This is a genomic window from Senegalimassilia anaerobia JC110 (assembly GCF_000236865.1).
Classification (GTDB): Bacteria; Actinomycetota; Coriobacteriia; order Coriobacteriales; family Eggerthellaceae; genus Senegalimassilia; species Senegalimassilia anaerobia.
This window is the reverse complement of the sequence record NZ_HE611016.1, coordinates 66,731-83,088: the sequence shown is the minus strand read 5'-3', so window position 1 is coordinate 83,088 and position 16,358 is coordinate 66,731. Positions and strand designations below refer to the sequence as shown.

10 protein-coding genes and 1 pseudogene are annotated in these 16,358 nt (G+C 54.1%); 5 read left to right on the top strand and 6 right to left on the bottom strand.

The features are described 5' to 3' along the window. Nucleotides 1–48 precede the first annotated feature (48 nt). Nucleotides 49–237 carry a sugar transferase gene (locus SFHG_RS10425; protein ID WP_262362179.1) on the bottom strand — a complete coding sequence of 63 codons (189 nt, stop codon included), beginning with the start codon at nucleotides 235–237 and terminating at the stop codon, nucleotides 49–51. A gap of 324 nt (nucleotides 238–561) precedes the next feature. Here SFHG_RS10425 and SFHG_RS06590 point away from each other — a divergent pair, with 324 nt between their 5' ends. Beyond that, complete coding sequence (locus tag SFHG_RS06590) at nucleotides 562–2,001, top strand: RNA-binding domain-containing protein (protein WP_042435494.1); 1,440 nt, start codon at nucleotides 562–564, stop codon at nucleotides 1,999–2,001. Between the two features lie 122 nt (nucleotides 2,002–2,123). After that, entirely contained in the window at nucleotides 2,124–3,710 is a 1,587-nt protein-coding gene (locus SFHG_RS06585; protein WP_042435492.1) for a hypothetical protein, read from the top strand. Between the two features lie 849 nt (nucleotides 3,711–4,559). On the opposite strand, the gene SFHG_RS06580 is transcribed toward SFHG_RS06585, so the two are convergent. Together SFHG_RS06580 and SFHG_RS06575 are read right to left on the bottom strand one after the other, a co-directional pair. Next, a complete protein-coding gene (locus tag SFHG_RS06580; protein ID WP_148514797.1) occupies nucleotides 4,560–5,972 on the bottom strand; it encodes a hypothetical protein in 1,413 nt (470 codons plus the stop codon). Between the two features lie 245 nt (nucleotides 5,973–6,217). Next, entirely contained in the window at nucleotides 6,218–6,694 is a 477-nt protein-coding gene (locus SFHG_RS06575; RefSeq protein WP_222859227.1) for an ATP-binding protein, read from the bottom strand. Between the two features lie 140 nt (nucleotides 6,695–6,834). Between SFHG_RS06575 and SFHG_RS06570 the strand changes: the two genes are divergently transcribed. Together SFHG_RS06570 and SFHG_RS06565 are read left to right on the top strand one after the other, a co-directional pair. Beyond that, nucleotides 6,835–7,389 (top strand): transposase, encoded by a 555-nt coding sequence (locus tag SFHG_RS06570; RefSeq protein ID WP_052297834.1) that lies wholly within the window; start codon nucleotides 6,835–6,837, stop codon nucleotides 7,387–7,389. A gap of 679 nt (nucleotides 7,390–8,068) precedes the next feature. Next, nucleotides 8,069–8,863 carry a transposase gene (locus tag SFHG_RS06565; protein WP_081468981.1) on the top strand — a complete coding sequence of 265 codons (795 nt, stop codon included), beginning with the start codon at nucleotides 8,069–8,071 and terminating at the stop codon, nucleotides 8,861–8,863. A 208-nt stretch (nucleotides 8,864–9,071) separates the two neighbouring features. Here SFHG_RS06565 and SFHG_RS06560 read toward each other — a convergent pair whose 3' ends face one another. The 3 genes from SFHG_RS06560 to SFHG_RS06550 form a co-directional block, all read right to left on the bottom strand. Then, entirely contained in the window at nucleotides 9,072–10,670 is a 1,599-nt protein-coding gene (locus SFHG_RS06560) for an AAA family ATPase (protein ID WP_162096562.1), read from the bottom strand. 188 nt (nucleotides 10,671–10,858) lie between these two features. Continuing rightward, nucleotides 10,859–13,387: a DEAD/DEAH box helicase gene (locus tag SFHG_RS06555; protein ID WP_042435484.1), complete on the bottom strand. Its 2,529-nt coding sequence runs from the start codon at nucleotides 13,385–13,387 to the stop codon at nucleotides 10,859–10,861. 566 nt (nucleotides 13,388–13,953) lie between these two features. Beyond that, nucleotides 13,954–14,994 (bottom strand): AbiH family protein, encoded by a 1,041-nt coding sequence (locus SFHG_RS06550; protein WP_042435481.1) that lies wholly within the window; start codon nucleotides 14,992–14,994, stop codon nucleotides 13,954–13,956. A gap of 152 nt (nucleotides 14,995–15,146) precedes the next feature. Here SFHG_RS06550 and SFHG_RS06545 point away from each other — a divergent pair. Continuing rightward, nucleotides 15,147–16,237: pseudogene (locus SFHG_RS06545) on the top strand (IS256 family transposase); the annotation flags it as partial. Nucleotides 16,238–16,358 lie beyond the last annotated feature (121 nt).

The window sequence follows — 16,358 nt, the reverse complement described above, 5'->3', positions numbered from 1 at the left end:
AAGGCTGTTGATAGCCAAGACGTGTTATATAGTCATGCATTCGGTGAATTAGCAGCGTTGCCACAAATCCAAATCGACCCACTCGTCGAAGGTGATCGAGTCGCGGTTGCGACGGGTTTGCCAGTAGCAGGTCATGCCGGGCTTCACCAGCAGCCTTTGGCGCTGGTAGTCGTTGTAGGTTGCTACCTCGTTCGGCAGCGCGGGGCGCGGGCCCACGACGCTCATCCCTTTTGTCAAGACGAAAACGCAAGGCAGGACGGGGATTTTGCGCAGGTGGAGAGGATTGCCGGCAATTTCGATGGAGCATTTCGAGCCGCCTGGGACGCATTAGGGAATCGAAATGGCACATAGCCTCAAACACGCGGAGCGCACCGATCTCCCCTATGCCTGATGCCAAAATCGTCCCATTGGGACCCGTTTCCCAATGGGACGATTCTTCACAAAGGGCATTAAGGCGCATGAAAACGCGGAAGGGGCAAGCAAACGCGCTTCCACGAATTCGCCCATGGCGACCACGGTATAATCCAACGAGACAAGCAACGAACAGAAAGGGCGGCGCGGATGAACCTGGGCAGCGAGAGCGAGACCGTCGAGTTCAAGAAGTCCACTGGCGAGCATAAAGAGGCACTGCAAGCCATCAGCGCCATGCTGAACAAGCACGGCCGCGGCGAACTCTACTTCGGCGTGAAGGACGACGGCAATGTCATCGGCCAGGATGTCAGCGACGCAACGCTGCGCCAGGTGACGTCGTGGGTGTCCGACAAGATCGAGCCCGCGGTGTTCCCGACGGTCGAACAGCTCGAGGCCGAGAACGGGCTGCACTACATCAGGGTGGCCTTCTCGGGCGCCGACGCCCCCTACTCAGCAGACGGGCGCTATTTCACCCGCGTGGGAACCTCCAACAAAGCGCTGTCGGCCTCGGAGCTGAGCGCCATGGTCATCAAGCGCGAGCGCGCCCGCAGCCCGTGGGACTCGCTGCCGTCCGGCAGGCCCGTCTCCGACGCCGACGAGCAAGCGGTGCGCGATTTGGTCGAGCGCGGCGGCAGGGCCGGGCGCGTCGGAGGCGGGTTCGCCGGCGTGGAGGACGCCTTGGCCAAGCTCGATCTCATCGCGCCCGACGGCAGCCTCAGAAACGCCGCGGTGGAGCTGTTCTGCGAGGGGTCCGACACCTACCCCAGGATGAAGCTGGGGCTTCTAGGCGGCAACACCAAGGCCAAGATCCTCGACCTGCGCCGCGAGTGCGGCACCATGCTCAAGCTGCTCGACTTCGCCGAGTACTTCGTGACGTCCAACATCAGACGCGAGTTCGTCATCGGCGAGACGGGCATGTACCGCAAGGAGATCCCCGAAATCCCAGCCGAGGCCATTCGAGAGGCGGTGGCCAACGCGCTGTGCCACCGCGACTACACGACCGGCACGGCCGTCGAGGTGAACGTGTTCATGGACACCGTCCAGATCGTGAGCCCGGGCCTGTTTCCCGAGGGAGACTCGCCGGAGAGGCACCTTGCGGGCATCGCCAGCGAGTTTGGCCTGCGCAACCCCGCCATCGCGCGCACCCTGTTCCGCGCCGGCGTCATCGAGCAGTACGGCACGGGCATACCGCGCATCAAGGAGGCCTGCAAGGCCGCCGGCGTGAGGTTCCGCTTCGAGCAGACCGTCAACAGCACCGTCGTCGTCTTCGGGCGCCCCGGATCGCAGGTCACGGTTGCGGGGGATGACCATAACTCCGAAGGTAAAACAGCATGCGCCACTAACGATGGCTCGTGGGGCGCAATGCTTGACAGCCTGGGAAAAAGCGAGCGCAAGGCCATGGAGCTCGCTGCCGCCAACGGGTCGGTGTCGACGAGCGTCCTGGCCGAGGGTGCGCAGATTACCAAGCGCGCCTCGTCGGCGGCTCTGAAGAGGCTCGCCGAGCGGGGCCTGCTCGAATGGGTGGGCAAGAGCGCCCGCGACCCAAAGCAGTTTTACCGCATTCCAAGTGACGACCATCCTGCTTCGTAGCTACTCCGAAGTTCTTCGTAGCTACTCCGAAGTTCTTCGGAGTAGCTAAATCCGCTCGAAGCGTTTTCGACCAAGCAAGCACGGCACCATCACCAGCACCCGGCCGAAAACGAGACGCACTCATGAACGTCTTTATCATAAAGCTGAGTATGCAGAAAAGGAATGAATCGAGAATGATGCGCAGTCGTAGACTCCATGCTCAGAAAAAGGTCCTGTTCTGGCTAGGGAGCTCATGGAGAAAGAAAATCCTACCCAAACCCGTCAGCAACGCAATCTGGAAAAGGGCCAATGACGTATTAAGTTGCGAAGAACACGAGCGGCAGATCAGCTCCGATACGTCCCCATTCGAGCAGAACATAAAAATCCCAGACGGCTGTCGGGTACGCATGGGCGGTCTTTGGCTGGTAGAGCTCTTCCCATCAAGTCTGAGCGATACCCTCCTTAAGCAACTTGATAAAAGCGGTTGGGACGGCGTCCACGCTTACGCACTAAACAGAAATCCCAACTCGGAAAAGGCACGTGAGGCTCGGACAAAAGAAAACATCGGGTGGTGGCGTCTGGGTCATGACGTCGACAAGGGATTCCGTGGCTTTGCGCCAAACGCCGTATTCCTCGATCTCCCGCATGGGTTCGAATCGGTTGAATACAATGCCATACAGATTGGCTCGAGCCTGACTGTCATCTCGGCTTTTTTCTCGCCAACCGAAGAGATGAGAACAAAGCTTGATGCCGAATGGCACGCAGAGCACGAGCCTATCCTGCTAAAACAGCGGGGTAAGAGACCGCGAGCATTAAGCCGCAGGGAAAGCGACATACACGCTACCCAGCTCGCACGCAACGAGGCGTACGAGAAGGCACGCAATTGGCTAGAGAGGCGCTGCAAAGGGTTCTTTTCGAGGAACGAGCTCAAGACGCCAGCTGCCGACTTGCTCCTGTTTGAAGGATTTGACCCCACAGAAGAGACAATGGGCAAAGACTATCGAGATGCTGGCCGAGCGTTGGGGCTTGACAGCACATTCCATTGGATATCTACAGAAATGCCAAATTTGGCAGCTATTCCCCTTGATGATCGTCATAGCGATTTCGATTTTATCGGCATAGTCGGAAACATAGAAAATGCAATAAAGCCAATTGCAAAGCATCTGTCACTGTACGGGAATAACGAGGAGCGCGCCATCGCCTACCACTACGCTAAGCATGTTCAGGATATCCTGCTTCAAATCTGCATGGTCAATTACTCAAAATACATGCTGGAGTTATATGCCAAGCGCAGAGACGTTGCCTGCAGGGAGTACAAGCGTCACAGCCTCAAGAAAACAGAGGGGCTTCGCTTCGAAATGCTCACCGACAGCCTGGATATAAAAGAGGCGTCTCATGATGCCGCCATGCTGTGGGAAATAACTTGGAGACAATGGAACGGTCTGGAGGACTTGAGGTTGGCCGAATCCCCCGAGCTTCGTTCAAAGAATGGCAACCAATCAAACTCGGAAGTCGACTTGCTCAGAAAGTTTAAGAACGTGGCAAACAGAAATTTCAAGCTTTTGTTGGAGAGGGATTCAACGTACAGAGACATTCTCGCCACCGCGAGTTCCATCGGCGCCGACATTGCAAGTGAGCGCTTGAGCAGGGTCGCCATAATCGTTGCGCTGATATCGTTGGTCGTGGCGATCGCCACCCTGTGCTCTCCCTTAATCCACGCCAACGGATGACGGCATCTCGCCGCTGTTCTCTCTTGGCGCAGTCGACCAGCGCCGCGCGAGAAGGGCTTACGTTGCGAGAACCCATCGCCGACGAGAATCAATCTTTGAGGCCACCCGCGCGTCTCTCCGACTCTTCCCCTCCGGACGCCCCGACGCCTGGCTTGCCGCTATGTAGCCACCTCGTTCAATCGACAAAGAGTCAATTACGGTTATTGTTAGGCCCTGTTCCGTCGCAGCAAGATGCCGCGTCGTTGACGCTTGAGGCACATCCGCTGTAGCGAATGTCTGAAATATTCGTACAATTGCAACGCATAGGCCCATACGCTTTGCAACAAACCCCAAGATGCCGGTAAACGCCGTCAACGGAAAGGAAACCGCCATGGCCGACAAGTACGAGGAGATAGCGCGCCACTAAGCAAGAGTATGCCGCAACCTTGCAGGAACCAGATACAAAGTGCGATAGGATGGTTCCCTAAAGTCAATCCGATGGAACCGTGCTATCGAATCCCCCACGTGTATTTTAGCCTCCATCGTTGTAGGCACTCAGCTTTCAATACAACGTGTCACAGGCCCTCATGCCAAACTAATACCAACGATGTGGATGATCGTTCGAGAACCGGGCGTCGCTCTCCAAGGTAATCCATGGCGAAGAGGCATCGTACGTCCGCCTGAATCTTTGGTTTTCTGGAATCTGGTCTAAAGCGTAAACGCATGCCTTCCTTGGAAGAGGCGCAACAAGATCGTTCGTCTTCCCTGGGTTTGTCTCCCACAGCAAAGACAGGCCGTAGCATTCGAACGACCCCCTATTCGTGCGGAGATGAATGGCAAAGTTCAATAGCGACTTCGGCGGCATCTCGATTAGTCGCGCAACCCCCTACCGCGGATTTCGAAGCTTTCAAATGTGGGGCACTCGCAGCCTTTTCTCCCGTAGCACTCAATCGAAGCAAAGACGTGCTCTATATATCTAACTTGATATACGAGCAAATGGCTATTCTTCAGCCGAACAGTCAGCCTCCGTATCGCCTCTGCGCTGGCAACATCCCCTTCTGCTTCATAGGCTATCTTGGTAAATTGCCCAACCGGTTTTTCAACCGCCGCGATTGTGACTGAATCGGCCCAATAGCAAGATGCCGAAGAAAGCCACGCTAATTGCTGCGAGCAAAGACTTCCTTGCGCCACAGCGACAGCAGGCGTGAGTCCATATTCACGACGCTCTTCGAATGCAAGCACAGCATTAAACACTCTGTTTGCATTCAAAACATACGTTCCGCAATAATCACCATACAGAAATGAAAAAGAGTTGCTTATTGCGGCGCGAAGTTTTTTATAGCCATACGTGTAATATTCTCCAGCAAAACAAACTCCACTTTCGTCATGGGCGCATTTCTCGGATTGCGCATATTTTATTAGAAACGCGTCCCACATTTTCGATATGTATTTCACTGCCAAAACGACACTGCCTTCATCCGACAGCGCTTTGTCGGATTGCTGCTGCATAATGCCCGTTGTTTTCGCTAAGCCAAGAGGGAAAGCGATTCTTTCTAAAATGCGCACGCCCGCCGGGCGATTAAAGTCCTCAATAGCCATTATCGAGAAAAAGACCGCCCGCAAAAGAATATCGTTCTGATAACGCTCCGGAAGGCAGTGTCCGAATCGCTTTTCGTAAGAAAATAAGTTCTTCTCGCTCATATCAACCTTTGCATACGAAGCGAAGGAATTAGAGCGTTTGTCCTTGGGGAGCTGGTAGTTGGTTAGCCAAATCCTATATTTGCGACGTGTAGTTAAAGAAACGATGACCTGGACAATCACGTAGAACAGCGCAACTTCCAGCTGAAATGCGAGATTTGACTGGTCGAAAACGGCAACGCCTGAGTTAACAAACTTTCCCATAACGTAATAGTCGACGGCAAATGCCAAGGTAATTGACAGCAACGCCTCGAGAAAAAGAATTTTTATTTGATACGAAAGCTTGCCGAGTCCGCTTTTCTTAACAGCAATCAGCACCCAATACATTAGCACGGGAAGCCAACGGTATTCAGGCTGCACGTGCAAGAAAAAGCATGAAATAGCTGAAAATGCTAGTGACAGGAAGCTGCAACATAGCACCGGAGATACTACTCGGTATATCACATTCGAGGGCCCATTGTCCGAATCATACCGCTCTTCCAGCTTATAGCTTGTAATTGCAACGGGGCCTAATTTCCTCACAACGGGTAAAGCAACCAAGGCAATTGCAAAATATGCAATAAAGCATATTAAATCAAACGTCAACTCGCACCTCACACGCTAGTGTTTCGTAGAAGCGGAACACGAATTCGCATCCCTTTGTTAACCATTCTAACAACAAGACCCGCTTGGCAGCGGGTCTTGAAAAGCAGCAATATATTCTAATGTTTCTTGTTACTGCCCTTGCTCCTTATGGTAATTATTTCGCGGCGTGAGCACCGCATGTTTCGCGGTTCGCGTATCGGCGCTCACGCCGTTTGCATATCACGCGTTTCGCGTTGCGAGTATCGCTATTTGCGCTCGGCCAGCAGCTTGCGCACGTTCACGTCGCCTAGGTCGATCCGGATGGCCCCGTGCGCCAGGCGGTCGACCATGGCGTCGGCCTGCACCCCGCCTCCCAGCCGGCCGTGCCACTCCGCCGGCGTGTACTGCGTGCAGATGACCGTGGATTTAGCCGCGTAGCGTCGCTCTATCAGCTCGAACAGGAAGTTTATGTCGGTGTCGTCGACGTCTTCCGTGAGCCACTCGTCCAGGCGCAGGAGCTCGTACCGCGCGTATTTCTTCAATATCTTCGCGTCCGACCGCTCGGTGGCCGCGAGCTCGTCGCGCTCCATGAGCAGGTCGGGGAGCCTCACGTACCGCGCGCTCCTGCGCATCCTGCACGCCTGCTTCGCGAGGCAGCAGGCCAAAAAGCTCTTGCCCGTGCCCGCGCAGCCCTCGATGACCACGTTGGACGTGGTCTCCATGAACTGTGGTATTAATGCCAATATAAATTGCGCCATCCGCACCAACGCATGATGCCGACGGCGCCAATGCAGTTGCGCCAACCGCGCCAACGTACTTTCGCCAATCGCACCAACGTGGATATGCTCTTCCCGCCCAGCAAAACAGGCAGGAAGGAGCAAGATTGGAAGAGAGGAACATCATGGGCGAGCTGAACATGTACAGGCAGCTCGGGCTGAAGCCGAACTTCAGCGAGATCGGCAGGCGCTATGGGCTCGACAGGCACACTGTCGCACGGTATTGGAACGAAGGCGGCGACGTCGACGACGGCAGGTGCAACCGACCGAGCGGCTTCGATGCCCACAGAACGCTGATCGCAGAGAAGACGGCCATGCCGGGCGCCACCAAGAAGACCGTGCACGAATACCTCCTGCATCAGTGCGGGGAGCGGCGGATGCCCGGGTACAACGCCTTCACGCACTATTGCCGCAGGCACGACATCGCCTTCGACGGCGGCGGGCGGCCCGAGCCCCATCCCAGGTACGAGACCCCTCCCGGCCGGCAGCTACAGTTCGACTGGAAGGAGGACCTGCGCATGACGAGCAGGCGCGGGGAGGCGTTCGAGTTCAACGTGTTCTCGGCCACCCTGGGCTGCTCCAGGATGCACCGGTTCGTCTACTCCACCAAGGAGACGAGAAAGGATCCAGCAAGTCGCAAGTGCGTTCAATACAGTAACTGAGGAAGCGGGGCGACTCAATCGCCGAGATCGCCCCGCAAGGTCGGGACATCGCGCAACACGGCGTACAGCCGCCTGGCGAAGGGCGACTTCTCACGTCCCAAGCATCCTGAACGCGCCTCCGGCCCCTGCTTGCGCCCGGGAATCAATGCACGCACCAATGCATGCGGCTCAGCAATCGCAATGCTCGCGACCGGCACCAACCAGACCGAAACACACGTTAGACGCGCCACCTTCAACGCAAGCAAACCCCACTCGCAACTTCTGGGCGGTTTCGCAGGCTGAACCGACCCGAAACGCCGCAACACGCCGACGTTTCCCCAGGTCGGCGAAGCCGACAGCCAACAAACCTCGCCGAAAACCGCACAGAAGTCCAGGACCCATGGCGAAATCGGCGCCCATTTCCTGCGAAACCGCCCAGAACCCGCAGGGGCGCGCTCGCGGACAAGGCCGCGGCAGCCGCTAACACCGACGCGGGCGCGCACCCGGTATCGCAGCGAACGCACCTCCATCCCCTGCTCAAAAACGCTTCGAGCGGCGACAACGCCCGCAGCCACTTTGCCCGCGGCAGCATACGCAAATTGAAAGCCGAATACGTCTAGGAATGAAAGACATGGTCGTCAGCCATCGGTATGATTTTCGGCGACCAAGCATAAAACGTACCGAGGAAGGCATCGCAACCATGTCCGCCAACATGGTATCAATCGACGAGGAGTCGTTGAAGTCGGACCTTCGCGAGCTCGTGAGGAAAACCGTGCAGGAGACGCTCAACGCCCTGCTAGACGAGGAAGCCGACGAGATGGTCGGGGCGAAGCGCCACGAGAGGACGGCCGCCCGCGAGGCGTACCGTTCCGGCCATTGCAAGAGGAAGCTGGTCACCACGAGCGGCGAGGTCGTGCTCGACGCCCCCAAGCTTCGCGGCGCCACCTTGCTGTGGCTGCGCGGGCGCGGGCTGTCGGGCGTGAGGCTCGTCACCAGCGATAAGTCGCTGGGGATGCTCGGGGCGCTCGAGGAGGTTTTCCCCGAGGCGGGATACCGGCGGCGCGCCGTCCGCTTCCACCGCAACGTGTTCGGCAAGGTGCCGAGGCAGAAGCGGACGAGGGTCGCCAAGATGCTCAAGGCCATCCATGCGCAGGAATCGCGCGAGGCGTCGGAGGCGAAGGCGGCCGAGGTGGCCGACTCGCTCGAGTGGATGAAGCTGTTCGCGGCAGCCAAGGTCGTGCGCGAGGGCTGCGCCGAGACGCTCGCCTACACCGACCTCCCCATGCAGCATTGGACCAGGATCAGGACGAGCAACGCCATCAAGCGGCTGAACAGGAAGATCCGCCGCCGAACCCGCGTCGTCGGCACGTTCCCCGACGGGAAATCCGCGCTGATGCTGGTGACCGCCAGGCTGAAATACATAGTCGAAAACGAGTGGGGCCGCAGGCGTCACCTAGACGTATCGCTGCTCGAAGAGAAGGAGGGCAGGATGTAGGGCGATAACGCCGGTGGCCCCACCTAAACGTCGATATATTTGCGAAAGGTCCTTGACGGCACCCTCACCCAACACCCACGCCAACGGATCCCGGACACCCACGTTTTAGCGCACTGCATGCCCATGGCACGAATGACCAACAACTTGCAGGGCCCTCTTCCTCTTTGGGCAACCAATCCAGTTAGCGACTTGGGGCATGCAGTCTCAATTATTCGCAAGACTCAACAAAACGGATAATCCTTTTGATCTCCAAATCCAAATTGGCAAAAACAGTCTTCAGCTGATTGCTGTCCATTGAGCAAATGAATGAGCAGAGTTTTGTTTTATCAATTTCCCAGTGCTGGTCAGTTTTCCCGAATCCAGCCGGCGTCTCTTTGCGCACGAGAAAGCTATTCATATCGACGCCGTCAAGACATAGAGCATTTTCGATTCCCTTGGTAGCACCCTTGCCCTCTCCATACGTACACATTGTGGAATAACGAACATTACCACTCGTCTTCTCACCCTTATTCGTATCGCAATCAAGCAGAAAGACCACTGGCTTAGGTGGATTGTGCGCCGATAGAAATTCATAAGCCTTCAAAAGGGCAGAGGACCCTGTAAACTTCGCTCTTCCAGGATCCCCGTTCTCGTTGTACCCAATCCAGTGGAAACTTAACCGCTCGTCGTAGCCAAATACTTCTACAGCCTTTCTGAAATACTTTTCATCAGTCGGCCCCTCGAGATAGACGGTCGGAACCTCTGCAGTGAAGTTCTTGATTGAGAACGCATCTTCGACTGCAGCAATAGAGTCGCAGCGGTAATACTCCGGCTTGTCAGAAACCTCGATTCCACCATCAGCCGCCCGCTTCATGACAATCACCTTATCATCTCGTCTGCGGTTGCTATGGATAACGAACGGAGAGTGCGTCACACAAAAAATCTGAGAGGTCTGCACGCCAGTGGCATCTGTGAACATCGCCTTGTAATAATCCAAAACCTTCTGCTGCCATAGAGGATGAAGACTAATCTCGGGCTCATCTATAAACACAAAGGCTCCCCTGGTCGCATTAGCATCTTTCAAGAGAAAGCACCCACGGTAGACCACCTGCTTCTCTCCAGAACTCAGAGCATCAATAGATATCTCTTTGCCACATTTCCTGAAAACAATCTCCTTATGCCCATCCCTGTTCTCAATCCTATCGTAACGCAAATCGTCGAACATCATCCCGAATGCACTGGTGAAGCGCGGAATGCGCTCCTGAACACCAAGTTCTCCAACGCATCGGTCAGGATTGTTTCTGGCTGCGTTTGAGAGCTCGGCATCATCTAGTGCCTGAACATCAATTAATAGCTGATTGATTTCTGTTGGCAAATTGCCTGACGACCTACGACTCGCTTTCTCGGAGTCGAGCGTAAGGCTCGTCACTGATGTAAGGTTATTGGCATGGAAATTAATGTCAACATCTGAGTATATGGCAGCCATAGGATGCCTGGCTGTAAAACTGTCGGAGCCTACCCATTCCCTCTCGCCGGTCGACTGGTTACAAGCGTACATCATAGAGCTATACCCTTTATTCTCTAAGGTATAACTTAGCTCTGTCGCCCCTTCTTCCTCTTCAAGCACGATCGTCGCGATTCCAAACGGCTTGCCTGCATGACCAGATATCAAGCTATAAAGCAGACCCATCACCGTGCTTTTGCCCACGCCATTCTCTCCTGCAAGAATCACGGTATCAACTGCCCGTCCATCAGTCCCGCAAAAATCGAGATTGAGGTTCCCAAGAGCGGGATGCCCTTCAATGCGAATACTTTTAATCTTCGGCATAGCAACCCTCCAGCTGTCGGAATCCCAAAATACCATCAACATAAAGCGCAGCATCTATCTCACAGATAGCAGCTTCACCAACTCAAATTATATACAGTGACCAAATAACGATCCGCTGGAGATACCAACGCCCTTCTGTTCAAGGAACCTTAACCACTCCATACGTTCGCATCTCCGCATCATCTAAGCTATTCCTCGAAGCAAACGGTAAATGAATCCACGATAGACTGCGCAGACAAGTTGTTATCAACTAGAAATTGAGCTAACGCCCCTTCACCTTCCCTCCAATACTCCATTTGGAAATGAACCATAAACTCTCTCGCCTTGTTCTTCAGCGCAATACAATTCGAAGGGGTCATAATGTGGAGATCCGAAGCACTCGCACTCAAATCAGCCTTGGGGCACGGCTGGACGGAGATCGGAACGGCCTTTATCCCTTGGCGCTCATGCTCAAGCCACGCTTTGGCTGTCCTCAGTTGACCTCCTTCGCTTTTTCGGAGGGGGGTATCGGACTCCTTCTCATTTTTCACCTCTATTACAAACCCGGACGTAGCGTCTTCAATCCAATATACATCCGGGCCCACTCCATTTTTGTCAGCTCGATCGGCTTCAAAGCCAAGGAACAGGCCGAGCAGCTTAAGGCCCTCTTCGAAGTCTCGGAACGGCGCATCTTCACGAAGACCACTCATCGACCTATCATAATAGGCAATTGGATCCGCCTGAGCATTCTTGCTTTCGATATACGCTTTGACTCTCTTCGCCCGCATCATGGCCCATGCAGGAACCGATTCCCATGAAGCAAATGACGAGTATGAAATTGCCGAATTAAACGAATGTGCCCGTTTTTGAAATGAGTCCGCATTACGTTTATCGCCCGAATCGTACGCGATGCGTGCAGCTAGGTGATACAGCCATCCACGATAATACGAATCACTCTGGCACTTTTCAGCTTGCGCATAAAGAGCAGAGATCGCTTCACAATGATTCCCTTGAAGCCAACATGAGAACGCCCTCCTTTCGACACGGGCGCATTCACACGAAAAGCCAAAACGATTATCTTCGTCACTCAGCACAACTGCAGCCAGCTGATCCGCATGATAGACCTTCCAATTCTCGTCATCTTCCAATTCCTGTCTTATTGCTTCACAATAATCCTCCGGCGTCGACAAGCTTTCGGCGATAGCGTCCCCCATCTTAAGCTGAGCCCTTAATGCGGGGGTAAAGTATCGCCTAACTCTAATTCTCTTCATCCAGTCAACCAGCTTGTCACCTTCGAGCAGCACAACGCAATGGTCGCTCGACCCCCTTACGCCACGACCAATACCTTGCTCAATCGTTCGAGCGATTCTCTGAATTCTCAAGTCGCTCTTCTCTAAATACATGGACATCAGCCCATCTTGCCCATTGCCGCTCTTCGGCAAATCGCGAATAATTAGAACCCTGCACGAATCGCCAGGAAAGTCCATACCGTTATATCGATTTGCAAACGAGACGGGAGTAGTGTCTATTATTTGTTGAAGCGATTTCACCGTAGCGATAACCTCTTCACTCCCAATCGGACACCGAAATGCGCATCCCCCTATGGAATCCCCGCTCTCCTTGCTAGGACAAAGACGAACAATTCCCCTGTTCGATTCAATGGTCTTAGCCATTAGACTACAGAAGGCCTCACTGTTGAGCACATTATTAGGAGGGCAGAGAATCATGCGCCTTCCAACGCCAGATACTGTTTTTGGCGCAATTACCGAGTTATTATCCAAGCGGCGAGCATCGTATGCGCGAATCATATCTCCATAGTCAGTAATCGTGGCAGACATATAAATTCGGCGTTTTGCGTTAGCGAAAGATGGGATTAAGTCAATTCTTGGATAAAGGCTCGCAATTACAATTTCTCTTCTGCTAATAATTACCTGACAGTACTTCAATCCGTCCTTCAGTAGTGGCCATTTAAATGTTAGCTCCCTCGAAAGCCGTTTATCAGAATCTCCGTGCTCTATCAACGCTTGACGGATCATTGTCGAAATCGGCTGCACCTTCTCGATCCAGTACCAAAACGGTATCTCAACAGTAGCATCGCCAATGCCACTCATTAGCTCGTCATAAGCAGACCGTCTCCCAATCGCGATAAACGCATCTTCAAACTCGCGTAAAAGCGCTCGATATAAATCCTCAGAATCCTCCGCCGGAATCGTTAGCGAAAATGCATCAGACAAAGCAGTTAGCGATGCATGGGCGTCATCAACAATCACACCTCCTATCGCTTGGGTATCTATTGAACCCTTAATTCCAAATGCGCTCAAACCATTAAAAAGAGCCTTGTACGAGCCAACGAGTATAACTTCACCATTATCGAAATCGGCGCTAATGGATGCCTTTCCGTTATATGGCACAGCAGGTATGCTCAACTCTTTTGCCTGAGACACAACCTGATCAACAAGCTGCTTGTTCTCGACCAAATAGAGCACGCCTTCATTCATCTCTCGCATAGTCGATAGAGCAATCAGCAGGCCGACGAGCGTTTTTCCACCTCCAGTATTGAGTTCAAGAGCGATATCACGTTTGTCGCGAAAAGTCGTAAACCATTGGCGCAAAATTGCCGCTTGGCTGCTGTAAAGATCATTAATCCGATTTGACTTAGGAAGCTGCTCGAAAATCAACTCAGGATCAATCTCAACTGTCCGATTTCCGCTTTTCATCAGTGCGCCAAAATCTACCATGGTCCCCCCTGCGTATTACTTGCGGAGCTTCTGCTATCGATACCAACAAAGCAACCCGTGCTTAAAACAGCAATGCGAGTCACTGGCATAACAATATTACCCCTTCCCTATGTCGCAACCATCCGCCCATCCCAAACGCTAGCGACAACGAAGTGATTGGCAACATAAAATCCGTTATGCACCCTATGAATTCGTCAATTGCGAAACCGGCATTGGAGATGCTGACGTTTTCCATACGAAAGCAATCACGCCCTTGGTGGAGAAGGCAAGATTATAGGCTGAAAGCAAAGTCCCAAAACAACTATGGGAATGCCAACCGGCTCACTACCCCATAGAGGGGACGACGTGCTTTTAAAACGAAGAGCGAGCCATCATCAGGCTAACGCACGCATCGGTCGCCAGCAAACTTGACGATTGCAATCATCGCCGTCGCAAAACGACCAAGGAGATCAGCGGAAAACAACCGCCATACCCACAGTCAATCCTATACGACTCAATGGGCGTGCGTTAAGACGCGCTCTTTTCAACACTCGCTTCACAACCCAGCTTCAATTGCACAAAAGCCATCACAAATCATCCGGAGCAGACCTCCTCAGGTCGACCACGCTTTTGTTCTTATCCGACAAAAATGCAAAATCGCTGATTCCAGCCTCAAAGCAAAAATCTTCCGCCTTTTGTGCGCCCTTGTCGCTATAGACAATAAAAGTCCATGGCCTATCGCCAAGCAAGGGAACGAAGATGTCCTCATAATACGGCCTGTCCACGCTATCAAAACTATGACCGAAGACAACAACCCTATCAATATTCCACCGACCAACGAACTCTTCTAAAGCCTTGTAATTCCTCGACAAGCACTTGCTTGCGGCCTCGCAAAAACGTTCCAGAGCCGCAACGCATGTTTCGATCATTGCTCCGTAGAAATCCTCACGCCCATACCTTTTCTCTAGATCCCTTCGAACCTGAATCGGATCGTTATATGGAGAGCCAAACTGAATTACCGAGGATATCTCCGATTGATTGTGTTCGTCTCTAGCAATCTTCACATCCATTCCATCCCAATCATCCGGAATGACAACCGCGGGAACGGTCCCATAATCATTTCGCAAAAGCGCATCTCTCTCCACATCATCAACTGATCCGTGAATATGGAAGATGCGAGATTTTGAAACGCCATAGACGTCCTCTAAAACAGTGGTGTAGTTATATGTAACGAAAACCGAGTCGCTCGGAAACACCACTTCGTTCTCTGCCTGCATCACATCCACGGAAAGAAGCCAACGGAAGAACAGCTCTCCAGTGAAATCGTTAATGAAGCCCGTCTGCCCCTCAATGCAAATAGTCGGATCATTCCAACCAGGATTGTCTGCAGATAAATCGAGCGGATATGAGCCTAATGCGTCTTCTAAGCATTCCTCATATGCCAAGGTGAGCGTTTTCTCGACGTCGCTCCACCGCTCTGGTCCATCGTTGTCCAGGAAGGTAAAGCACTCAAAATCATCCACTAAGCGCGCATAATTGCTCAAAAGAAAAGCTCTGTAGTTTTCATAGCCTGTGGGCAACTCATGGAACCTATCGAATCCGTTGCCCACGATAACCAGTGTCGTCATGATACCGCTCGCTTCCGTAACCGTCTATTCGGATATCCCGCTCGGATAGCATATGCATTTTTACTCACTATGAAAGCTAAACGCGTCCAAAAGAAAAAGGACATGGCGCGTGCCGTCGGTATGATTTGAGTGTCGAATTCAATCATGCTAGGAGGCAGGCCATATCCAATCCAATCGTATCATTCGACGAGGAGGCCGACCAGCTCGTCGGCGCCGGGCCCTACGAGCGCACCGACGAGCGCGCCGCTTACCGCGCCGGCCACTGCGAACGCGGCTTCACCACGACCTCGGGCCAGGTCGCGCTCAAGATGCCGATGCTCAAGGGCATGCGCTTCGCCGCCGCGGTCGTCGAGCGCTACAAAAGGCGCGAGACCAGCGTGGAGGAGGCCATCATCGAGATGTACCTGGCCGGCGTGTCGACGCGGCGCATCGAGGACGTCGGCGAGATCCTGTGGGGCGCGGGCGTTTCCGCCGGCACGGTCTCCAACCTCAACGACAAGACGTTCAAGGCAGTCGACGAATGGAGATTCCGGCCTCTGACCTGCGAATACCCGTACGTCTACATCGACGGCATCTACCTGAAGCGCAGCTGGGGCGGCTCCTGCGAGAACGTGGCGGTGATGGTGGCCATCGGCATGAACGAGGACGGCTACCGCGAGGTCATCGGCTGCGCCGAGGGCTTCACGAAGTCAAAGGAGTGCTGGCAAGACTTTTTATCGTGGCTGAAGTCGCGAGGGCTGCGCGGCGTGCGCATGTTCACCGGCGACAAGGCCGCCGGCATGGTGGGCTCGATCGCCGAGGTGTTCCCCAGTGCCAGATACCAGCGCTGCACGGTGCGCTTCTACCGCAACGCACTGGCCAAGGTCCCCAAATCGAAGCGTTCGCAGGTCGCGGCCATGCTCAAGGCCATCCACGCCATGGAGTCGCGCGAGGCGGCATCGGCCAAGGCGGGGTCGGTGGCCGCCGAGCTCGAGTCGATGAGGCTGAAGGAGGCCGCAAAGGTCGTGCGCGAAGGCTTCGCCGAGACGCTGACGTACTGCGAGATGCCCGCGAGCATTGGCGGCGCATCCGCACGAACAACACCATCGATCAGCTCAGCGAGATCAGGCGGCGTACCCGCGTCGCCGACGCGTTCCCCGACGGGAAATCCGCGCTGATGCTGGTTGCCGCCCGCCTGAAATACGTCGCCGACAGCGAATGGGGCTCCCGTCGATACCTGGACGCGTCTCTGCTCAAGGAGTAGCCGTGCCGGCGACTAGCTGAATTTGCGCAAAACTGTTGACGGTACCGGAGGCGAAGCAGGACGTGTTCAAATACATCGAGCTCTACTACAACACGCAAAGGATGCACTCATCGATCGGCTA